This window comes from Rhodococcus sovatensis, from assembly GCF_037327425.1.
Classification (GTDB): domain Bacteria; phylum Actinomycetota; class Actinomycetes; order Mycobacteriales; family Mycobacteriaceae; genus Rhodococcoides; species Rhodococcoides sovatense.
The window spans coordinates 1,819,933-1,840,346 of record NZ_CP147846.1; the positions used below are offsets into that span (position 1 = coordinate 1,819,933).

Annotated in this window: 20 protein-coding genes; 7 read left to right on the plus strand and 13 right to left on the minus strand. The window is 62.4% G+C overall.

The window, feature by feature from the left end; translation table 11 throughout:
* The first annotated feature begins 132 nt into the window (after window positions 1-132).
* On the plus strand, window positions 133-1,482 hold the full coding sequence (locus WDS16_RS08545) for an aromatic acid/H+ symport family MFS transporter (protein ID WP_338891994.1): 1,350 nt from the start codon (window positions 133-135) through the stop codon (window positions 1,480-1,482).
* Window positions 1,479-2,726: a benzoate/H(+) symporter BenE family transporter gene (locus WDS16_RS08550; RefSeq protein ID WP_338891995.1), complete on the plus strand. Its 1,248-nt coding sequence runs from the start codon at window positions 1,479-1,481 to the stop codon at window positions 2,724-2,726. Before WDS16_RS08545 ends, WDS16_RS08550 begins: the two co-directional genes overlap by 4 nt.
* Window positions 2,727-2,746: 20 nt before the next feature.
* On the opposite strand, the gene WDS16_RS08555 is transcribed toward WDS16_RS08550, so the two are convergent.
* Window positions 2,747-3,157 carry a RidA family protein gene (locus tag WDS16_RS08555; protein ID WP_338891997.1) on the minus strand — a complete coding sequence of 137 codons (411 nt, stop codon included), beginning with the start codon at window positions 3,155-3,157 and terminating at the stop codon, window positions 2,747-2,749.
* 79 nt (window positions 3,158-3,236) lie between these two features.
* On the opposite strand from WDS16_RS08555, the gene WDS16_RS08560 reads away from it, so the two are divergent.
* The gene (locus WDS16_RS08560) at window positions 3,237-3,605 is read left to right on the plus strand and encodes a helix-turn-helix domain-containing protein (RefSeq protein WP_338891998.1); all 369 of its coding nucleotides are present in this window, start codon (window positions 3,237-3,239) and stop codon (window positions 3,603-3,605) included.
* Window positions 3,606-3,690: 85 nt separating this feature from the next.
* Here the strand turns inward: WDS16_RS08560 and fbaA are convergent, their stop codons facing one another.
* Genes fbaA through WDS16_RS08595 form a run of 7 tightly spaced genes read right to left on the minus strand, consistent with a single transcriptional unit; the run spans window position 3,691 to window position 10,155 of the window.
* The gene (gene fbaA / locus WDS16_RS08565) at window positions 3,691-4,713 is read right to left on the minus strand and encodes a class II fructose-bisphosphate aldolase (RefSeq protein ID WP_338891999.1); all 1,023 of its coding nucleotides are present in this window, start codon (window positions 4,711-4,713) and stop codon (window positions 3,691-3,693) included.
* A gap of 36 nt (window positions 4,714-4,749) precedes the next feature.
* Complete coding sequence (locus WDS16_RS08570; RefSeq protein WP_338892000.1) at window positions 4,750-5,751, minus strand: LacI family DNA-binding transcriptional regulator; 1,002 nt, start codon at window positions 5,749-5,751, stop codon at window positions 4,750-4,752.
* Between the two features lie 36 nt (window positions 5,752-5,787).
* Window positions 5,788-6,438, minus strand: a complete 651-nt coding sequence (locus tag WDS16_RS08575) for a nucleoside/nucleotide kinase family protein (protein WP_338892001.1) — start codon at window positions 6,436-6,438, stop codon at window positions 5,788-5,790.
* A 7-nt stretch (window positions 6,439-6,445) separates the two neighbouring features.
* Window positions 6,446-7,393 (minus strand): PfkB family carbohydrate kinase, encoded by a 948-nt coding sequence (locus tag WDS16_RS08580; RefSeq protein WP_338892002.1) that lies wholly within the window; start codon window positions 7,391-7,393, stop codon window positions 6,446-6,448.
* The gene (locus WDS16_RS08585) at window positions 7,371-8,153 is read right to left on the minus strand and encodes an ATP-binding cassette domain-containing protein (RefSeq protein ID WP_338892003.1); all 783 of its coding nucleotides are present in this window, start codon (window positions 8,151-8,153) and stop codon (window positions 7,371-7,373) included. Before WDS16_RS08585 ends, WDS16_RS08580 begins: the two co-directional genes overlap by 23 nt.
* A complete protein-coding gene (locus tag WDS16_RS08590) occupies window positions 8,150-9,145 on the minus strand; it encodes an ABC transporter permease (protein WP_338892005.1) in 996 nt (331 codons plus the stop codon). The genes WDS16_RS08585 and WDS16_RS08590 overlap by 4 nt, the downstream gene beginning before the upstream one ends.
* 8 nt (window positions 9,146-9,153) lie before the next feature.
* Entirely contained in the window at window positions 9,154-10,155 is a 1,002-nt protein-coding gene (locus WDS16_RS08595) for a substrate-binding domain-containing protein (RefSeq protein ID WP_338892007.1), read from the minus strand.
* A 447-nt stretch (window positions 10,156-10,602) separates the two neighbouring features.
* On the opposite strand from WDS16_RS08595, the gene WDS16_RS08600 reads away from it, so the two are divergent.
* Window positions 10,603-12,585 (plus strand): TerD family protein, encoded by a 1,983-nt coding sequence (locus WDS16_RS08600; protein ID WP_338892009.1) that lies wholly within the window; start codon window positions 10,603-10,605, stop codon window positions 12,583-12,585.
* A 126-nt stretch (window positions 12,586-12,711) separates the two neighbouring features.
* On the opposite strand, the gene WDS16_RS08605 is transcribed toward WDS16_RS08600, so the two are convergent.
* Both WDS16_RS08605 and WDS16_RS08610 read right to left on the minus strand, forming a co-directional pair.
* On the minus strand, window positions 12,712-13,278 hold the full coding sequence (locus tag WDS16_RS08605; RefSeq protein ID WP_338892011.1) for a dihydrofolate reductase family protein: 567 nt from the start codon (window positions 13,276-13,278) through the stop codon (window positions 12,712-12,714).
* Between the two features lie 72 nt (window positions 13,279-13,350).
* Complete coding sequence (locus tag WDS16_RS08610; RefSeq protein WP_338892012.1) at window positions 13,351-13,650, minus strand: hypothetical protein; 300 nt, start codon at window positions 13,648-13,650, stop codon at window positions 13,351-13,353.
* A 182-nt stretch (window positions 13,651-13,832) separates the two neighbouring features.
* On the opposite strand from WDS16_RS08610, the gene WDS16_RS08615 reads away from it, so the two are divergent.
* From WDS16_RS08615 to purU, 3 genes are all read left to right on the plus strand, one after another.
* A complete protein-coding gene (locus WDS16_RS08615; RefSeq protein WP_338892014.1) occupies window positions 13,833-14,384 on the plus strand; it encodes a TetR/AcrR family transcriptional regulator in 552 nt (183 codons plus the stop codon).
* Between the two features lie 129 nt (window positions 14,385-14,513).
* Window positions 14,514-15,692 carry an acyl-CoA dehydrogenase family protein gene (locus tag WDS16_RS08620; protein ID WP_338892015.1) on the plus strand — a complete coding sequence of 393 codons (1,179 nt, stop codon included), beginning with the start codon at window positions 14,514-14,516 and terminating at the stop codon, window positions 15,690-15,692.
* A 138-nt stretch (window positions 15,693-15,830) separates the two neighbouring features.
* Window positions 15,831-16,676, plus strand: coding sequence for a formyltetrahydrofolate deformylase (gene purU / locus WDS16_RS08625; protein ID WP_338892017.1), 846 nt, complete (start codon window positions 15,831-15,833; stop codon window positions 16,674-16,676).
* Window positions 16,677-16,698: 22 nt separating this feature from the next.
* On the opposite strand, the gene WDS16_RS08630 is transcribed toward purU, so the two are convergent.
* Genes WDS16_RS08630 through WDS16_RS08640 form a run of 3 tightly spaced genes read right to left on the minus strand, consistent with a single transcriptional unit; the run spans window position 16,699 to window position 20,409 of the window.
* Window positions 16,699-17,277 carry a sarcosine oxidase subunit gamma gene (locus tag WDS16_RS08630; RefSeq protein WP_338892019.1) on the minus strand — a complete coding sequence of 193 codons (579 nt, stop codon included), beginning with the start codon at window positions 17,275-17,277 and terminating at the stop codon, window positions 16,699-16,701.
* The gene (locus WDS16_RS08635) at window positions 17,270-20,134 is read right to left on the minus strand and encodes a 2Fe-2S iron-sulfur cluster-binding protein (RefSeq protein WP_338892020.1); all 2,865 of its coding nucleotides are present in this window, start codon (window positions 20,132-20,134) and stop codon (window positions 17,270-17,272) included. The genes WDS16_RS08630 and WDS16_RS08635 overlap by 8 nt, the downstream gene beginning before the upstream one ends.
* Window positions 20,131-20,409, minus strand: coding sequence for a sarcosine oxidase subunit delta (locus WDS16_RS08640; RefSeq protein ID WP_338892022.1), 279 nt, complete (start codon window positions 20,407-20,409; stop codon window positions 20,131-20,133). The genes WDS16_RS08635 and WDS16_RS08640 overlap by 4 nt, the downstream gene beginning before the upstream one ends.
* Window positions 20,410-20,414 lie beyond the last annotated feature (5 nt).

Consider the following 20,414-nt stretch of genomic DNA (forward strand, 5'->3'; position numbering starts at 1 on the left):
TCATGCCGAGGTAAGCGCTAGGCAAAGCCCTGGTGTGATTCAGCACACAGTTTGAGACAGTGATTCAACCCGCTCGGCCGTCAGCGCCGATTCAGTTTCCAAGCGGTACTCCCTGACCGAAAAGGATCCCCGATGAATGCCCCGGACTCCACCGAAAACACCAGTTGGGCCAGCGACCGACACCGCCGAAGTGTGTTGTGGATCGTTGCACTGTCCACGGCAGCCATTGTTTTCGACGGCTACGATCTCGTCGTCTACGGCACCGTGTTGCCGACTCTACTCGCAGATTCAGCTCAGCTGGGCGCGCTGGATCCAGAGACGGCAGGTGCGCTCGGCTCCTACGCCCTCATCGGAGTCATGGTCGGCGCGTTGACGGCCGGTGCTTACGGTGATCGGATCGGTCGACGCAGAACGATGTTGACGTGCATCGTCTGGTTCTCGGTGGGGATGGGGGCGACCGCACTCGCACAGAACATCACGATGTTCGGGATACTTCGGTTCTTGACCGGTATCGGAGTCGGCGGCCTCGTCGCCACCGTCGGAGCGATGATCGCCGAGTTCGCACCGCCCGGACGACGAAACTTGTTCAACGCCATCGTCTACAGCGGCATCCCGGCAGGCGGCGTGCTGGCATCGCTGGCCGCGATCACCCTGCAGGATTCGATCGGCTGGCGCGGCCTGTTCTGGATCGGCGCACTCCCGCTGTTCGTGCTGCTGCCGCTGGCTCTGCTTCGGATGCCGGAGTCACCGCGGTGGCTGTTGGCGCACGGACGCGTCGCCGATGCTCAGCAGATCTGTGCTCGAACCGGCATTCCGATGCCTGAGGCCGAACCCGCCATCACCGGGGATCGCGTCGGGTTCGCCGCTCTGGCTCGCAAACCGCTGCTGCGCCCGACGGCCCTTCTCGGTCTGATGAGCTTCTCCGGCCTATTGCTGACCTACGGCCTCAACACCTGGCTTCCACAGATCATGTCCGAGGCCGGATACAACGCCAAGGGCTCACTGTCATTCCTGTTGGTGCTCAACGGCGGTGCCATCATCGGCGGGCTGATTGCCTCTCGTGTCGCCGACCGCACCGGACCGCAACGCGTCATCGCGGTCACCTTCTGCCTCGCCGCGTTGTCATTGGTTCTGCTGACGCTGAATTTCCCGCTCGGTGTCCTACTGGTCGCCGTTGCAGGCGCAGGCATCGGGGCCATCGGCACCCAGGTCTTGATCTACGGATTCGTCTCGAACTACTATCCCACCACCGCCCGCGCAGCAGGTGTTGCGTGGTGCGCCGGATTCGGCCGGCTCGGGGGCATACTCGGACCGCTACTCGGCGGCATCTTGCTCGGAGCCGGCATCGCGTCGTCGACGGCGTTCTACATCTTTGCTGTCGTGGCGCTGCTCGGAGCACTCGTCACGACCGCTGTCCCCGCGGTTCGGGCACTGCGCCAGTCCGATCGAGTATCCAGCGAACCGGTGAAAGTGGCTGAATGACGGATATTTTCGAGAGACTGGCATCGAGCGAACTGCCGGAACGTCGCCCGCCGAGTCTGCGTACCCTGCGCGCCGACTTCGGCTGGCAGTACGTCGGAGCGGGGGCAACCGGCGTGCTGTTCAGCGCGACCGGGCCCGTTGCGGTCATCATGGGTGCCGCAGCAGCCGGGTCGCTCACCGCCGCGCAGACGGCGTCGTGGGTCTTCGGAGTATTCGTGCTCAACGGCATCCTCACTGTGGTGGCGAGCTGGGTGTACCGGATGCCGCTGAGTTTCTTCTGGACCATTCCGGGCACTGTTCTGGTCGGTCAGTCGCTGGCATCGTTGACTTGGCCGGCAGTAGTCGGGGCCTACCTCGCCACCGGGATACTCATCATCGTGCTCGGAGCCACCGGTGTGGTCTCGAAGCTGATGGCCATTCTGCCGCACAGCGTGGTGATGGCGATGGTCGCCGGAGCGTTTCTGTCGTTCGGAACCGGAGTCGTACAGTCTGTTTCGTCCAACGTGCTCGTCGCCGGCAGTATGGTCGTGGCGTGGTTGGCCCTGACCCGATCTGATACTTGGTCGAAACGGGTACCTCCAGTTCTCGCCGCATTGGTCGCCGGGCTCGGTGCTCTCGCACTGACCGGCGGATACGCCCGAGTGAGCGGCCCGGCGACCGAACTGCCCCTGGTCGGTCTTCCCGAACTCGTTGCGCCGTCGTTCAGCGGGGCAGCGATGGCACAGTTGGTGATACCGCTCGCCATCACCGTGGTCGCAGTACAGAACGGGCAGGGTGCTGCAGTATTGAATTCTGCGGGCCACCGGCCGCCGATGACCGTCGTCACCATCGCCTGCGGCGTCTGGTCACTTCTGGTCGCGCCGCTGGGTGCGGTGTCGACATGTCTTGCCGGTCCGACCAACGCATTGCTCGTCGCTGTGGGTGACCGGTCGCGGCAGTACATCGCGGGAATGACCTGCGGCGTATTGGCCATCGTGGTAGGTGTCCTCGCGCCGCTGCTGGTGCGAGGTCTGGCCGTGGTACCCGCAACATTCATAGCCGCTCTCGCAGGCCTGGCCATGCTCGAGGCGCTGCGCGGTGCATTCACTGCCGCGTTCTCCGGCTCGACCGGTCGGCCGGTACTGGCGCCCCTGATCACCTTGCTGGTCACCATCTCCGGTACCGATGTCGGAGGGCTCGGCGCACCGTTCTGGGGACTCGTCGCAGGTGTTGCAGTGACTTTCCTGCTCGACCGCCGACAGTAGAGGCGTTGTTCTGCCGAAATTCAGTCGAGGATTGCGGTTGCCTCGACCTCTACCAGTACGTCTGGTTCGAAGAGATAGTCGACGCCTATGAGCGAGGCGGGCGGCATGGGAACAGGTAGTCCGATCTCCACAGCGACCTGTTCGACACCTGCCATGAACTCGGCGATCTTCTCGGGTGCCCACTGGGTGACGTAGAACGTCAGCCGCAATACGTCACCGAACGTCGCGCCCGCACCCGCCAAGCCGAGCGCGGTGTTATGCAGTGCCTGTGCAACCTGACCCGCAAGGTCGCCCGGGGCCACGGGGGTTCCGTCGGTCCGGCCTGCGATCTGGCCGCTGACGTGTACGTGGCGCGTTCCGGTGCCTACAGCGACGTGATGGTAAGGCACGTGCTGGGTCATGCCTTCTGGACTGGAATAGGTGACGGACATGGAGTTCCCTTCGATGGTTGCGGCTAGGTATAGCATTGATACCTGGTACACCAAAGGAACTTCAAGGAGACGTGGTTTCATGACGGATACCTCGGCCGCGCCGGGTGAACTCACTGTCAGCGCACCCCACCGCGAGCTGCTCGATCAGGTTCTCGACAAATGGTCGCTGGCCGTCCTCAACGAACTCTGCGAACAACCCTGTCGCTTCAACGAACTGCGTCGCGCGATCCCGACCGTGACACAGAAGTCGCTCACCGCGACACTGCGCAAACTCGAACGAAACGGGATTATCGAAAGGGTTCTGCTCAGTTCGCGTCCCGTCGCCGTCGAGTACCGAATCACTCCTCTGGGCAAGACGCTCCGGCCACCGATCGACGTCATCCTGCACTGGGCAACCGACCATATGCCGGAGATCGAACGAGCTCGCGAGCGCTTCGACCTCGCATGACCATGAACTGGCCCAGCACGCCGACACACAGTGGAACCCGAGCTCGGTCAGTGCTCACCGCTGTCATCACGGCTTTGCGACCGGATCAGCGCATGGCCCGTCCTGCGGATCCTAGGCTTTGAGCCGCTTCGATGACGCGTCCCGCCATCGCCGTTTCGGCAGGCTTGCCCCAGGATCGTGGGTCGTAGGCCTTCTTGTTGCCGTACTCGCCATCGATTTTCAGTACCTGGTCGTATTTGCTCATCATGTGCCCCGCGATGGACCGGGTGAACGCGTACTGGGTATCGGTGTCGACGTTCATCTTGACCACGCCGCTGCCGACCGCAGCGGCGATATCCGAGGCGCTCGAACCCGAACCACCATGGAAGACGAGGTCGAAGGGCTTGTCCTTCCCCGTCTCACCGCCGATCACGGCTTGGATGTCCGCAAGAATCTCAGGCCGCAGATGCACCGACGCGGGGTTGTAGACACCGTGGACGTTGCCGAACGTCAGCGCCGTCATGTATCGACCTCGCTCGCCCGCTCCCAGCGCGGCAATCGTTGCGCGTGCATCGTCGACCGTGGAATACAGCTGCTCGTTGATCTCGTGTGAGATACCGTCTTCTTCACCGCCCACCACTCCCACCTCGATCTCGAGAATGGTGTTCGCTTTGATGGACTCTTCGAGCAGTTCTCCGGCAATACGGAGGTTTTCGTCGAGGGGAACGGCAGATCCGTCCCACATGTGTGACTGGTACAGCGGATCGAGTCCCCGCCCTCGGCGTTCGATCGCGTCGGCGAGCAGCGGTCGTACCCAATCGTCGAGATTCTCGACGGGGCAGTGGTCGGTATGCAGGGCAACAGAAACCGAGTAGTGCCGCGCAACCTCATGGGCGTACAACGCCAGCGCCTTGGATCCTGAGAACCTGTCCTGAACCTTGTTGCCGGACAGATACTGTGCGGTCCCAAGCGACACCTGAATGATGCCGTCGCTCTCTGCCTCGGCGAAGCCCTGCAGCGCGGCATTGAGTGTCTGCGAGCTCGTCACGTTGATTGCCGGATAAGCAAAGCCACCAGCTTTCGCACGGTCCAACATCGCAGCGTACTGATCCGGGGTTGCTATCGGCATGAGGTGTCCAATCAGGGGAGGGAGAGGGGAGGGGGATCAGTGGTCGCAGCCGCACGAATTTCGGTGATGGAACGTCGTCGGTACGGCAATCTTTCGAGGCGGGCCGTCGTACCCCTCTATACGTTCGAGCAACAGCTCCACGGCGGTGCAGCCGATTGTTCGGACGTCTTGCGCCGACGCGGTCAGTCGGGGCTCGAACAACTCTGACCACTCGAAGTCATCGTAACAGGCGAAGGCCAGGTCTTCCGGTATCGAAAGACTCAGACTGCGAGCAGCTTTGAGGGAACCGATGGTCATCGAGTTGTTCATCGACACCAACGCGGTGGGTCGATCGGGCCCCGCCATCAGCCGACGGACCTCCGTCTCGGCCGCCTCGACGCTCGAATTACCTTCCAGAACCAGAACTGGGTCCAACGCGATACCTCGATCTGCCAGCGCGGCCGCGTATCCGTCGAACCTCTCGGTGGTCGACGAGATACCCACGAGGCCGCGCACGACGGCGACGCGACTATGGCCACGATCGAGTAAGTGCGCTGTCAAATCATATGCAGAAGTGTAGTTTTCGGTACCGACATAATCGCAGTCGATGTCGAGCGCGCGGTCGAGCAGCACCAGCGGGGTATTCGACGCAAGGATATTCGGAATGGTGACTCTCTCCGATCCCGCGGCGGGGGCCAATATCAGCCCATCCACCTGTCGATCCAACAGCGAGTCGACGACCTTTGTTTCGGATTCAGGCTCGTCGTGGGAGTCGCCGAGGATGAGCACGAACCCGGCCGCGGAAAGACGCTGTTCCACAGCGTGTACGAGACCACCGAAGTATGGATTGGTGAACGCGGAAATAGACAGTCCGATGGTGTGCGTCTTACCGGCCGCGAGCGATCGCGCAACCACATTCCGCCGATAGCCGATCTTGTCGATCGCCGCTTCGACGTTTGCCCGAGTGGCCGGGTTGACCTTGCGCGTTCCGTTGAGCACGTGCGAGACGGTCGAGACCGACACACCCGCGATCCGTGCGACATCGTCCATCGTCGCCATGTCAGTTCCGCCGTGCCGCGGCCGGCCTCGATGGGCTCATCGCAGACGCACAACTCGATCGGCGCGACCAGCCGTCGAATCGATCAGTTCCGCGTTCCTCTCATCGGACCCCAGGGCCCAGAACGCTGCTTCCTCTGGAGACTTGCCGTACGCCTCGTGCCGGCGCACAAGTCTTTCGTGTCGCAATTCGGTTGTCGGTGCCAAGAACCACACCTCGTCGATCAGAGCGCAGGCCCTCGGCCAGGCATCGCTGTCCATCAGTAGGTAGTTGCCTTCGGTGATGACAAGTGGAACCGTCGGCAGCACCGGAATGGACGATCCGATCGACTCCTCGATTTCGCGGTGAAATCTGGGTGCGTACACGATGGGATCGTTCTGCTGCTGACCGCGGATCGCGGAGATCAGACGCGCGTACCCGTCGTCGTCGAAGGTGTCGTGCGCCCCTTTGCGGTCGAGGCGGCCCAGCGCGAGCAATACTTCGTTGGCCAGGTGGAAGCCGTCCATCGGCACCAGGATGGCGAGTTCGGGACCGAGCGCCGTGACGAGTTGGTCCGCGACAGTGGACTTCCCGGCACCGGGAGCGCCGGTGAGTCCGAGGATGTGACGTTCTCCTGGGACCGCGAGCGTCCGGGCCAGCTCCACCAACTCGTCGAGCGTGGCGCTGTGCACGTCTTGGTCGATCGTCACGATCACTCTACTTCCAGGTCTGTGGGGCGGGGAGTCGGTGAAGCCAGGCGCGGGGCCCGACCACGGAACATCGGAGGGCAGCGACACGAGCTGCCCGATCGATACAGGACACCAGGCCGTCGTGCTGTGCAGAGCTGTCGTGCTGGGTAGAGCTGCCCTGCTGGGTGCAGAAGTACGAGTAGGCACCGTGAAAAGCATCTCCGGCACCCAATGTATCAACCACCGTCACGGGCTCGACGGGCACCGAACCGGACTTTTCGCCCGACCACCATTCGACGGGTGCACCGCCGTGTGTGGTGACGACGATGCGTACCCCGGCGCTCACCAATGCGGTGGCCGTCGTGCTCGTGTCCTCGGAACCTGGCATCCGAAAGTCGTCCGAGCACACCATGTCCGACGCGAACGGGATTAGTTCTTCCATGACGGGCTTCCAGCGACCTGCATCGACTACCACCGTGATTTCTCGTGCCGCAGCACATTCGGCTGCGGCACGAGCGATAAGGGGATGATGGCCGTCCACCAGAACGACATCGGCCTTGGCCACAACGTCGGTGAGATCGTCCGGTGGTGTCGCCGCCGAGTCCACGCCGTCCGCAGACACCACCGACCTGTCGCCTGTGGCGTCGACGACGGATACTGCCGACACTGGGACCGTGCGGATGCTGCCCACAGCGGCGTCGACGACGCTGACGCCGAACTCGGCCAGATCCGCCCTGATCAATTCGGCAACCGGACCGTCGCCGAGTGCGGTGACCAGGATCGCGTCGCCGCCCAGCGCAGCGAAGGTGACGGCTGCGTTCGCAGCCGGACCTCCAGCAGCGACGAACTGGGCGAGCGAGGTGATCTTTTCGTTCGGTCCGGGGGGCTGAGCAATTCGATGGATTACATCGAGAGTTGCCAGTCCCACGAAAACGCCGGTGGGTCGCTTCGGTTCAGATTCCGGCACGTTCTTCATCGGACGGCTCCTCGGCGCCGGTCATCAGCGCCACGACCTCGGACATCGTCCGATTCTTCGGATCGACGACCCCGGCGCGTTTGCCAAGACGGTGTATGTGAATGCGATCCGCGACCTCGAACACGTGCGGCATGTCGTGACTGATGAGAACGACGGGAATGCCGCGGTCGCGGATCGAACGGATCAGGTCGATTACCTGACCCGACTCACGAACGCCCAGAGCAGCGGTCGGCTCGTCCATGATTATCACGCCGCGCCCGAATGCCGCCGCACGTGCCACCGCGACGCCTTGTCGCTGTCCACCGGACAGAGTCTCGACGGCCTGATTCACCGACTTGATGCCGATCTTGAGATCCACGAGATGCTGGGACGCGTCCTGACGCATCCGCGGCATGTCCAGCCTCCGGAACACACTGCCCGCGATGCCTTTTCGTCGCACCTCTCGTCCGAGGTAGAGGTTCGAGGCGATGTCGAGTGCCGGCACCACCGCGAGGTCCTGATAGACCGTCTCGATACCGGCGGCTCGGGCGTCTCGGGTGTTCTTGAACGATACGGGCGAACCGTTCATCAGGATCTCGCCGGCATCCGGTACCACCGCACCCGCCAGAGCCTTGATGAGACTGGACTTTCCCGCACCGTTGTCGCCGATGACGGCAAGAACTTCGCCCGCTCGGAGTTCGAAGTCGGCACCGTTGATGGCAGTCACGTTGCCGTACTTCTTGACCAGACCGTGTGCTTCGAGAACAGGTTCACCGCTCATTGTGATCTCCTGCGTGCGAATTGATCCACGGCCACCGCGACGATCACAAGAATTCCGGTCGCGATGTTCTGGTACAGACTGTCGACACCGGCCTGGGTGAGTCCGTTACGGAGAACGCCGACGATCAGCGTTCCCACCAGAGTTCCGCCGACGCCGCCGCGCCCGCCGAACAAACTCGTTCCGCCGATGACCACCGCGGTGATCGTCTCGAGGTTGGCGTTCTGGTACGCGTTCGGATCGGCGTTCGGGATACGACCCAGTGCCGCCCAGGCGGCGATGGCCGCGATGACTCCCGTCGCGATGTAGACGGAGAACAGCACCCGCCCGGTCTTGATGCCCGACAGAGCCGACGCCTGCGGGTTTCCACCTACCGCGTAAATGTGTTTGCCCCAGGAGGTTTGAGACAACGCGTACCACACGACGATGTAGACCAGCACCATCGCGACCACGCCGAAGGTGGTCGAGAACGAGCCGATTTTGAACGACGTGCCGAGGAAAGTGAGCGGTCCCTCTTCCACGCGGTACGTCTCGGAACCCGCGAGGAGGCGAGTGGCCGCCTGGATCGCAGTGAACGTACCCAGAGTGACGATGAACGGTGGGAGTCGCAGCATCGTGACGAGCCCGCCGTTGAGGGCACCGAACGCCATGCACACCAGCAGCGTCGACCCCAATGCGACGACCGGACCATTCGCTCCAGCGCTCTGCGCCATCACGATCGTTCCGAACACGGCGACCGCACCGATCGAGAGATCGATACCGGAGGTGAGGATGATGAGTGTCTGGCCGACGGCGAGAATGCCGACCACGACGGACTGTTGCAGGATCAGCGAGACGTTTTGCGGATTGAGGAATGAATCCGAGACCGAGCTGAAGACGATGATTGCGATGAACAGTGCGGCCAACGGACCGAGCAACGGTTCACGCAAGATGCTGTCTACGTTGAACCGGCTCGCCACCGTCGGCTTCGCTGTCGCTGGAGCGCCAGAGGTCATGTTGGAGATCAGCCCCAGCAGTTCTGTTCGCCCCAGGCGGTGTCTTGCGACTCGAGCCCGGCTACTGGCTTGTCCGTGATGAGCTGCGAGCCCGTGTCGTTGAATCCGCTGGGCTTGGTTCCGTCCTTCGCGAACGCGACCACGGCATCCACGCCCTGTTCGGCCATCTTGGCTGGGAACTGCATGACCGTCGCGCCGATCTTTCCGGCCTTGACGTCCGCGACGCCCGTGCAGCTGCCGTCGATGGAGCCGATGGTGACCTGAGCTTCCTTGCCTGCAGACTGGATGGCTTGGTAGGCGCCCGCTGCTGCCGGCTCGTTGATGGTGTAGAGCGCGTTGGTTTGTGGTGCGCGCTGGATGAGGTTCTCCATCGCGGTCTGCGCCTTGGTCTGATCGCCGTTGGTGTTCTCCTGACCGACGATCTCCGGCGAATCGTTGGTGAGGCCCATTCCCTCCAGGAATCCGTCGTGACGGAAGGAGTCGACGGTTCCGCCTGCCGTTCCGTCGAGCATCACGACCTGCGGTGCCGTCGTGCCGAGCGCGGCCTTGACCCACGCGCCCTGGCTGACGCCGGCTGCCCTGTTGTCGGTGGCGAAGGTGGCATCGACCGCGTCCTCAGGGTCGGTTGCCGTGTCGAGTGCGATGACGATGACGCCTGCGTCGCGCGCGTTCTGGATCGCATCGAGCACACCCGTCGAGGAGTTGGGCGTGATCAGGATCCCCTTGACGCCCTGGCCGACCATGTTCTCGATGGCCGAAACCTGTCCCTCGTTGTCACCGTCGAAAGCGCCCGCCAGCGCGACCAGCTCGGCGCCGCTCTTGTCGGCCTGGGCCTGCGCGGCCTCGCGCAACTTCACGAAGTACGGGTTCGAGTCCGTCTTGGTGATCAGGCCGACTTTCACGCTGTCGGAGTCGGAACCGCTGCTGCACGCAGTCAGGCCCAGGACCAGCGAACTGGCCATCACGACCGTTCCGATCGTGAGCGTGGTCCTGCGGCGAAGAGTGAACATGTGGACTCCCTTGTCCCCGTTGCGACGCTGTTCGCGTTGCGTGATTGGAGGAGCTTAAAACCTATACAAGCGCTTGCGCATGCGCTTTCGCGAAATTGATTCTGGCCTTGCGCGGCGGTGTTCCTTACCGCAATGATCGCGCGTGCGCGAAGGTCTCCTGTGCGCTCTCGAGACCGGGGAGTAGGGCGAGGGGCCATTCCGTCGCCCGTTCCCACCGCTGAAAGTTCGTGTACGGGCACATGTACAGACGCGACTTCGATGCGCGCGAGGAAATCCGCCTGCGCTGGCGGGGTTCCATTTGTCAGCAAGGGTCTGCCCGCGGGCGGGGACTTCAAAGAACGATCAGTCGGTCAAACGAATGAATCTTGTGCGGGAGCCCTCGGCGTTTGCGCGCTGTGCATAGTCTGACCAGTCGGAGTCCGTTTTGTCCGACAGGAGCGTGCACAGGTGAGTTCACCATTTCTGACCAAGGGACAGAACATCACGCTACCGGCTGAAGTGACGGAGCTGGACGTCATCGTGTCGTGGGTCGACCCCGAGCGTGATCTCGATGCTTCTGCCCTGCTGGTGGACGAGGACGGCCGTGTTCGGTCGGACGCGGACTTCGTCTTCTACAACCAACCGGAGTCACCCGACGCAGCCGTACGGTACCTAGGTAGCAGTAGCACCGATGAAGGCAAACAAGAACGGGTGTCGATCCATCTGAACTCGCTGCCATTGGATGTTGTAAAAGTCGTCATCGCCGGCAGTTCGGACGAGCACGGTCTGAGCGAATTCGGCAAGTTGGCATTGCAGGTGCGAGATCAGTCCGGTTCGGTACTGGGTGAATTCTTCACCGCGGACGCAACATCGGAACGCGCGCTCGTATTCGGGGAAGTGTACCGACGAGATGGTGCGTGGAAGCTGCGAGCGGTCGGACAAGGATGGGAGTCGGGTCTAGCCGGTTTGGCACAAGATTTCGGTGTCGACGTCGACGACAGCGAGCAGGACGAATCGATCGATGATGTAGTCGTGGTGGAGGTTGCGGACTCGCATGCGCAGGCCACGACACCGACCGGTGAGGTTGTGGACGTCTCGATCGTCGATGTCGATCCACCGAAACGGGCTGTGCGAACGAAAAAGCCGGCCGCGAAGAAGGTGACACCGCCTCAGTTCACTCTCGCAGGCGGGGAAGGGTGGCACACCGCTCGCTTGTTTTCGGTGTCCGGTGTCGGTTCAGGGGAGGAACAAGAGAAGCGCGCGACCTCGGCGTTGATTGCGACGATGCAGGCCGTACGTCCGTTCGCTCGGGCGATTTGCGCTCGCGCGGGGGCACCTTCGGGCCCGTTCGAGGGATATCTGGAGGTGCCGTTCGTCAAGGGCGAGGGCAAGGTGATCCCCGATGGGGTGTTTCGGGTGTCCCGCGCCGGTCACGTGTGGACTGCTTTGCTGGAGGTCAAGACCGGAACGGGGAAATTGACGAAGGAACAGCTCGAGAACTACCTCGACGTAGCCAGACGGCACAAGTACGAGGTCGTGCTGAGTCTGTCGAACGACATTCCGGCGTCGGTGGGTGAGCTTCCGGTCCAGGTGAACAAGGCCAAACTCAACAGGGTTTCACTGAGGCACATTTCGTGGTCAGAGGTGATTCATGAAGCTCGAATGTTGTTGTCGCACGGTGATCTCGCGGATTCTCTGCAGGTATGGATTCTTAGCGAGTTCGTTCGATATCTGACGCATCCGAAGTCCGGTGCGACCGAGTTCGTGGATATGGGTCGTCATTGGGTGGCGGTGCGTGATTCGGTGACCGCCGGGACCCTTCGGCCCAGCGACGTCAAGGCGTTGTCGGTTGCGAATACGTGGGCGTCGTTGTCACGGCATCTGGCATTGCGTATGACGGCTGATCTCGGGGTCACGGTGAAGCACCACCTGCCGAGGAAGCTGAGCGGGGATCCTCAGGCGCGGAACGAGTACATTGTCGAGCAACTCGCTACGAGTGGCTGCCTGGCCGCGACTCTACGGATCCCCGATGCGGCCGGGGATGTCAGCGTCGAAGCAGATTTGCGTACCAACAAGATTCAGTGCAGCACGACCATCGAAGCTCCCAACGATGGTACGGCGCTTCGGCGTGCATCGTGGTTGCTCAAGCAACTCGAGGACGCGCCGGCGGACATCCTCGTCGAGGCTGTATTTGCCGACGTCAGTGAGGTTTCGTGTGAGAACCTGGCGACTGTTCGAGCCGATACGAAGTCCTTGACGTCCGGGCGGGTCAGCGAGCTGCGACGGTTCACACTGACGTCGCCGACGAAAATGGGAAGCAAGCGTTCGGGGTCGGCTGCAGGTTTCATCGTCAGTGTCACCGCTGCGGTCGATGCGTTCTACCGCGATGTCGTGCAACCGCTGAAGCCTTGGGTGCCGTCGGCGCCGGAGTCGGCGATCGGATCGGAATGAACGAGGAAGGCAACGCCGTGTACGGCGGATCCGCAGCTAGCAGGCCGCCGTTCGGCAGCAACGGGAAGCTGCGCGAATCGTCCGCCTCGTAGCGAATCCGAACGCCACCTGGCTGTGCGTGTTCGATCAATCGTGTTTCGCCTCGTAGCGCAACAGGACCGTGCCGCCTGGGAAGGTACGGTTCTCCAACAGTCGTAGCGAGATCCATGACGGCAGTGTCGGGAAGAACGGTGTACCTCCGCCCACGGCGGTGGGGGAGATTACGATCCTGTACTCATCCACCAGTCCGGCCCGCACGATCGGTGCGGCCAGAGTCGCGCCCGCGACCTCCAACCTTCCGTCGGTTTCGGCTTTCAGCTTCGTTACCACCTCGACCGGGTCGCCGCGTTCCAGGCGGGAGTTCCAGTCGACGGACTCCAGGGTGCGCGAGAACACGACCTTGGGCATGTTGCGCCAGATGTGCGCGAAGTCGAGGATCATAGGTGTGGCATCCGGGGCCGCGTCGGCGGTCGGCCAGTAGTCAGCCATCAGTTCATAGAGCCGCCGCCCGTAGAACGACAGGGCTGTTTCCCGCTCGAAGTCGTTCCAATACTGGTGCAATTCTTCGCTCGGATCGGAGAAGTCGATGCTGCCTTGTGCGTCGTTGATGTACCCGTCCACCGAGACGGTGAAGCCATAGATGAGTTTGCCCATGCAGAACAGACTGCACCGGAGGGAAAAACTCATCGCTTCGCACCACGAAGAAGCCTGTCAATTCTCCGGTAGTTACCGGTAACGGTGCAGATAGAGTTCTCGCCCGTCCTGCTCTCTGTCGGGCTGAAACGGATCATTGTTGAGAATCCAACCGTCGCCGTCGCCGTCTGCGGTCATCGAAATCTGCAATGCCCGCACATAGAAGCAACCGACACAGCTTGCGAATGCCGCGATCACGAGAATTCCCAACGCGGGCGCCCACCTGCCGTCGATCGCCATCGAGTACACGAACATTCCAAGGCAAATAAACCCGAGAAGCATCAACACGTACCCCACGAAAGGGAACGGAATTTTGCGTACGAAATTTTTCATCGAGAACGTAACCACCTTTGTCCATCCGACCGAAACCGCATTGCAAGCTGGCATCGGCAGGCCGAGAGAATCTTCGGCACGGCCAATGCTACGCTACCCGTAGCGTTTCATCAATTTCTGGACGGCAGATACACGGATCTGCGGGAAGACTCGATAATCTCGCGAAGCAACCGAGGGAGACCATGGCACACACATCGAGCGATCACAGGATTAGCGCTGCCGCACTGCAGCTGCTGCGGAGTGGAGGACCACGATCGGCGACGATCGAGGGTGTTGCGGCGTTGTCCGGGGTTGCAAAAACGACGATCTATCGACGCTACCGAAACCGACGCGAAATGCTGACTGCGGCTCTGGCGCCCATTTCCGATCCACCTCGGGTCGACATGGAGATGGACCCTCGCGACCAGCTGCGGTCGTTCGTTCACTATGCCGCGGGCGCTGTTCACGCCGGTATCGGGTTCGGGGGCCTTGCGGCCTTGCTGGTAGATGACGACCCAGAATTCTGCGAATTGTTTCGTGACGTTCTCGCAGAGCACCGATCGCACTTGTCGGCAGCCATTCGCGCCGCCATCGACAGCGAGTTGATTCGACGAGACATCCCGATCGACACCCTCGTCGATTCGATCGTGGGCACGTATGCGATGGAACAGGCTCGCACCGGCAGAATCGAAGCAGGATGGGAGGACCGAATAGTCGCGCTGCTCTTTCCCGAACCGCTACCCGTCCGATGTTGAACGAAGTTCGGTGCACCTTCAGCTACGGGCTGACCGATGTTCACTCATCCGCCCTCCTTGTACGATCCGCTAGACAGCAGTACCGATCGAGTAGTGGACTGATGAGGCTGATCGGCTGATAGTGGTGGCATGGACACACTGAACCCCGACGTACCTGACGACGTCTTTGCCGACGTTCTGGAACAGATCTCCCAGTTCGTTCGGTCGCGGGTCGTTCCGCGTGAACTGGAGATCATGAACACCGACTCCATTCCGGCGGACTTGCGTCAGCAGTCCGCCGACATGGGGTTGTTCGGCTACGCGATACCGCAGGAGTGGGGTGGCCTCGGTCTCAACCTGATTCAGGATGTCGAAGTGGCCATGGAACTCGGCTACACCTCACTTTCTCTGCGGTCGATGTTCGGAACCAACAACGGGATTGCCGGACAGGTACTCGTCGGTTTCGGCACCGACGAGCAGAAGGGGAAGTGGCTTCCAGGCATGGCCACCGGAGATATCGTCGCCTCCTTCGCCCTGACCGAGGACGGGGCAGGATCCAACCCCGCAGGGCTCAGGACAACAGCACGGGTCGACGGCACAGGCTGGATCATCAACGGCAGCAAGCGCTACATCACCAACGCGCCCATAGCGGACATGTTCGTCGTCTTCGCCAGGTTGGATCCACAGCCCGACACCGGCAACGGTATTGCCGTTTTCCTCGTTCCTGCCGACACAGCGGGGATCCAGGTTGGCGTCAAGGACGCCAAGATGGGCCAGCAGGGCTCCGGTACCGCCGACGTGTCGTTCACCGATGTCAGGATCGACGCCGACGCTTTGGTCGGCGGCAACGGCGACATCGGGTACAGGGCGGCGATGACGTCGTTGGCGCGCGGGCGCGTGCACATTGCGGCTCTTGCTGTCGGGCAGGCGCAACGAGCGTTGGACGAATCCGTGTCGTACGCGGCTGCATCCACCCAGGGCGGCGAGCCTATCGGCAACTTTCAGCTCGTTCAGGCGATGATCGCCGATCAACAGGTTGGGGTCATGGCCGGGCGAGCCATGGTCCGCGAAACAGCTCGGGCATGGGTCGAGGAAACCGACCGTCGTATCGCACCGTCGGCCGTCAAACTGTTCTGCACCGAAATGGTGGGCAACGTCGCTGATCTCGCCGTCCAGATTCACGGTGGCGCTGGATACATGCGTGAAGTTCCGGTCGAACGTATCTATCGCGATGTGCGACTGCTCCGGCTGTACGAGGGCACAAGCGAGATTCAGAGGTTGATCGTCGGCGGGGGATTGGTTCGCGCAGAACAGAAGCGCATGTCGTGATAAACGTGGCAACCACGGTAAGGAATATGTTGCGGCGGACCAGCGGGGCACGAAATCACGAGTGTTGATCCCTCTACCTTGCGAAATGCTGATAGGTCTGTAGTCTCACACTGGTATATCAATCCGGAGGAGGCTGTCATGAGTCAGACCTACACGCTCACGCTCAGCTGCCGGCAGCGCTCCGGCATCGTTCATGCGGTTAGCTCGTTCCTCTTCGAGAACTCGTGCGACATCATCGAGCATCAACAATTCGACGACGCACTCGGAGCGGAGTTCTTCCTCCGCACGTCGTTCGCCTCCGACGACGTCGACAGCGCACAACTCACCGACCGGTTCGTCGAAGTCGCCTCTCGCTTCGGGATGACGTTCACCATTGCCGGTGACGGTCTGCCGCGTGCGGTGGTGATGGTCTCGCGGATGGGTCACTGCCTCAACGACCTGATTTTTCGGTGGCGTGGTCGAATACTGGGCGCCGAACTGGTTGCCGTCATCTCCAATCACGAAAATCTGCGGCCGATGGCAGAGGCAGCCGGCCTGCCGTTCCTGCACGTTCCTGTCGACCCCACCAACAAAGGGCAGGCAGAGGCGCGATTGTTCGAGATCATCGACGAATTCGATGCCGATTTGGTTGTCCTCGCCCGCTACATGCAGATCCTGTCCGACGACGCTTGTAGGAAGTTGCATGGCCGCGCCATCAATATTCACCACTCGTTTCTGCCCGGATTCAAGGGTGCGAAACCGTACCACCAGGCATTTGACCGCGGCGTGAAACAGGTTGGGGCAACGGCACATTACGTGACGCCGGACCTCGACGAAGGCCCGATCATCGAGCAGGAAGTGATTCGCATCGACCACAGCTACGATCCGCAACGGTTGGCGACCGTCGGCCAGGATGCCGAGGCCCTGGCGCTCTCTCGTGCAGTGCGGTGGCACTGCGAAAACCGCGTGCTGCTGCACGGACACCGAACCGTCGTGTTCAAGTAGGGGAGTGCCTCGGCGAAAATGTTCAGAACTCGGCGGATGCGTCGAGCAGCCATTCGGCCAGATACCGTGCGAAGGACGACCGAACCAGAAGTCGATAGTCGGTGCCGACGTCGTCGATCGCGACGATCAGCACTGCGGCAAGCGCAAGCATGGTCTGCTGGGCGGTACCTTCGGGGTACACGGAAGGGTGCAGATCCAGCGAGCATCCCTTCGACAACACCAGTCGCGCATACTTACCCGACAGCCGGAAGACCGTGCGCTGCGCCGATACATCGGTAGCAGCGCCGCCGTGGCGGCGGACCGCGTCCTGAAGTTCCGACTCCAACTCCACTCCGGGCTGCGACCGGGTGGTAACCAGCCACTCCTGCGGGCCCAGCCAAATGACCGTCGCCGACGGTGTGTTCACGGACGTGCCGGGAGTCGACGGCAGGTCTGCACCGATGACGGCAGCAACGGCCGCTCCGCCTGGTCCTCCCGGGTCGACCCATAGGTCGGCCATCGCAGTGAAGGCCTCCTCGGCGAGCCTCACCGATTCTGGTTGTGCAGCACAGCGTTCACCCAGGCTGTGCAACGGACTGATCGGTACCAGGATGTCAGCCATCTCGGCGCGCTCCTTCGGGGTCGACAAGTACGGAACCGGTGATCTCGACTGCGACAAGACGGTCATCGACGGGGATGTGCACGGTGTCTCCGATGCGGGAATGTCCTCCCTTGACAAGGGCCAGTGCGAACGGCCTACCCAGTTCCGCGCTCGCGTAGCTCGATGTCACGTGGCCCAGCATCGGTACGGGCGGGGGCGGGAGAATACCGTCGTCGACGGTCTCGATGATCTGGGAGCCTTCAGGGAGGACTGTCGTCCTGTCGACGGGGAGCAAACCAACGAACTGCTTGCGCAACGGATTGCGGTTCTCCGTACGCGCGAACGACCGCTTGCCTATGAAGTCCTTCTTCTTTTTCGACACTGCCCAGCTCATCCCGAGATCCTGCGGGGTGACCGTTCCGTCTGTGTCCTGTCCGATGATGGGGTACCCCTTCTCGGCGCGTAGCACGTGCATCGTCTCGGTGCCGTACGGCGTGATCCCGTGCTCTTCACCGGCTTCGAGCAGTCGCGTCCACACTGCCGGTGCGTGCCAACCGTCGACGTTCACCTCGAAAGCCAGCTCGCCGGAAAAGCTGATGCGAGCGACGCGCACGTGCACTCCACCGAGGCGGGCATCGCGCCAGGCCATGAACGGAAACGACTCCTGGGTGACATCGAGATCGGGAAACACCGCGCCGACGACCGCTCGAGACTTGGGTCCGACGACGGGGAACGTCGCCCACTGTTCGGTGACCGATGTGAGACGTACGACGAGGTGGGGCCACTCGGTCTGCAGCCATTCCTCCATCCAGTCCAGAATCTTCGCCGCACCGCCGGTGGTGGTGAACACCTGGAACCGCTCGTCGTCGAGCCGCATCACGGTCCCGTCGTCGATGACCATGCCGTCGACACCACACATGAGGCCGTAGCGAACCATTCCGACCTTCAGCGTACTCATCATGTTCGTGTAGAGCAGGTCCAGCAGAACACCCGCGTCGGGGCCCGAGACGTCGATCTTGCCCAGCGTGGAACCGTCGAGGATCCCGACACCGCTTCGGGCACTGGCACACTCGCGCAACACTGCAGCGCCCATGTCCTCACCTGCGAGGGGATAGTAGCGCGGACGCTTCCACTGCCCGACGTCCTCGAACACCGCCCCCCGGGCCACATGCCAATCATGCAGTGCTGTAACGCGTTCCGGATCGAACAGCCTGCCGCGCGAGCGTCCCGCCAGCGCAGCGAACGCGACTGGCGTGTACGGCGGCCTGAACGTGGTGGTTCCGAGCGTCTCTATCGGGCGGCCTAGCAGTTCTGCAGTGATGCCCGATGCGATGACGCCCGACGTCTTTCCTTGATCGTGTGCCGTACCGATCGTGGTGTAGCGCTTGATGTGCTCCATCGCCGTCATACCGGCGCCCACTGCTCGGGCGACGTCGGCGACGGTGGCGTCGCGCTGCAAATCCACGAACTGGGTGTGTTCGCCGCGAACATCGGCAACACGCCACAGCACGACCGGGTCTTGGTATGCGCGGTCGGTGCTCACCGTCCGCACTGTCGTCAGCGCCGCTCCCGCGGAATGTCCCAATTCTGCGATTGCCGTTGCGGCCGAATCCTGGCCCGCATCGATGCACGCGCCGAGAGAGAACAGGCCTGCGGCCGAACCGACGACATGAATGCCCGCCAGATCTTCACCGGGCACGAAGGCACCGAGTCGATCGTCGTAGCGCAGTTTCCCGCGTGCCTGGCTGAACAAGTGCACCGCTGGGTTCCAGCCGCCGCTGACAAGCAGCACGTCGCACTCGAGTGAGACCGAGGAGTCGAGATCGCCGTTCGAGGTGGATGCCACGAGGGCGTGGGTGACGCGGTCGCTGCCCTGCGTACCGGTGACGACCGACTGCGACCGCACGTCGATACCGAGTTCGTGGCACTGCGACACCCATGCCTCGGGCGCAGTGGGTCGGGCGTCGACCACGGTGACGTGGACGCCTGCGCGTCCGAGATCGACGGCGGCAGCGTATGCACTGTCATTGGTGGTGAATACGACTGCTTTCTCGCCGACCGTGACACCATAGCGGTGCAGGAACGTTCGGGCCGCGCCGGCGAGCATGATTCCGGGACGGGCGTTGTCGGTGAACACGATCGGTCGTTCGTGTGCGCCCGTGGCGACCAGGATCTGCTTCGCCCGCACGCGCCACACCCGCTGACGCGACACATGCGCGGGAGCGCCGGCGCCGAGATGATCGGTCCGGCGTTCCAATGCAAGAACGAAACCATCGTCGTAGTTCCCGAACGCAGTCGTCCGTTGCAGGTGCAGTACATCTGGGTACGTGGCGAGCTCGGTCGCGACCGCGGACACCCAGTCCATCGCGGGGGCGTCGTCGATGCGATCGGTGGTGCCGAGAAGTGTTCCGCCCGCTTCGAACTGCTCATCGATCAACACGACGCGCAATCCTGCTCGCGCGGACACCAGTGCCGCCGAAAGACCGGCGGGCCCGGCCCCGACGATCAGGACATCTGTGTGTTGATGCACGGAGTCGTACTGCGCCGAGTCGGCGACGTCGGCGAGGCGGCCCTGACCTGGGATGCCTCGTGCGACAAGGCCCTCGTACAATTCGACGGTCGACGCCAGCAACATCGGCTCCGGAAACGGCTCCTCGATCTGGACCAGGCCGCCCGTGTCCTCGGCCCACGCGGCGGTGATACCACGGGGGCGTCCGATCTTGATGCTGGTGGTGACCTGGTGTATGCCGTTGGCCAGCAACGCCGATGCGAGGGTGTCACCGCGGTATCCGGTGAGCTCGCGCCCTGCGAACGTGAACGCCAGAGACGTGGCGCGGTCGATCCGCCCACCTTGTTCGACCCTGTGTGACGCGGTCACGATGTCGCCGGCCTCTGCTCGCCCACACGGTAGAAACTGTGGAATTGGTAGGTGGCAGTGTCACGAACAGCGTTGAACCATCGTCGGCATCCTGCGCTATGGCTCCACCGCTCGGCGAAGCGCCCTTTGGTGTTGCTGCGGAAGAACACATAGTGAGCCCAGTCCTCGTCGGAGAGAGCGTCCGGGTCGGCTGGATACGCGACGTGAGCTTGTCCGCCGTAGTGAAATTCGGTTTCCTCGCGCGGTCCGCACCACGGACATTCGATGAGTTGCATGTCTT

Coding starts and splice junctions, on each gene's coding strand:
- WDS16_RS08545 (WP_338891994.1), top strand. CDS start 133: ATGAATGCCCCGGACTCCACCGAAAACACCAGTTGGGCCAGCGACCGA.
- WDS16_RS08550 (WP_338891995.1), top strand. CDS start 1,479: ATGACGGATATTTTCGAGAGACTGGCATCGAGCGAACTGCCGGAACGT.
- WDS16_RS08555 (WP_338891997.1), bottom strand. CDS start 3,157: ATGTCCGTCACCTATTCCAGTCCAGAAGGCATGACCCAGCACGTGCCT.
- WDS16_RS08560 (WP_338891998.1), top strand. CDS start 3,237: ATGACGGATACCTCGGCCGCGCCGGGTGAACTCACTGTCAGCGCACCC.
- fbaA (WP_338891999.1), bottom strand. CDS start 4,713: ATGCCGATAGCAACCCCGGATCAGTACGCTGCGATGTTGGACCGTGCG.
- WDS16_RS08570 (WP_338892000.1), bottom strand. CDS start 5,751: ATGGCGACGATGGACGATGTCGCACGGATCGCGGGTGTGTCGGTCTCG.
- WDS16_RS08580 (WP_338892002.1), bottom strand. CDS start 7,393: ATGAAGAACGTGCCGGAATCTGAACCGAAGCGACCCACCGGCGTTTTC.
- WDS16_RS08585 (WP_338892003.1), bottom strand. CDS start 8,153: ATGAGCGGTGAACCTGTTCTCGAAGCACACGGTCTGGTCAAGAAGTAC.
- WDS16_RS08590 (WP_338892005.1), bottom strand. CDS start 9,145: ATGACCTCTGGCGCTCCAGCGACAGCGAAGCCGACGGTGGCGAGCCGG.
- WDS16_RS08595 (WP_338892007.1), bottom strand. CDS start 10,155: ATGTTCACTCTTCGCCGCAGGACCACGCTCACGATCGGAACGGTCGTG.
- WDS16_RS08605 (WP_338892011.1), bottom strand. CDS start 13,278: ATGGGCAAACTCATCTATGGCTTCACCGTCTCGGTGGACGGGTACATC.
- WDS16_RS08610 (WP_338892012.1), bottom strand. CDS start 13,650: ATGAAAAATTTCGTACGCAAAATTCCGTTCCCTTTCGTGGGGTACGTG.
- WDS16_RS08615 (WP_338892014.1), top strand. CDS start 13,833: ATGGCACACACATCGAGCGATCACAGGATTAGCGCTGCCGCACTGCAG.
- WDS16_RS08620 (WP_338892015.1), top strand. CDS start 14,514: ATGGACACACTGAACCCCGACGTACCTGACGACGTCTTTGCCGACGTT.
- purU (WP_338892017.1), top strand. CDS start 15,831: ATGAGTCAGACCTACACGCTCACGCTCAGCTGCCGGCAGCGCTCCGGC.
- WDS16_RS08630 (WP_338892019.1), bottom strand. CDS start 17,277: ATGGCTGACATCCTGGTACCGATCAGTCCGTTGCACAGCCTGGGTGAA.
- WDS16_RS08640 (WP_338892022.1), bottom strand. CDS start 20,409: ATGCAACTCATCGAATGTCCGTGGTGCGGACCGCGCGAGGAAACCGAA.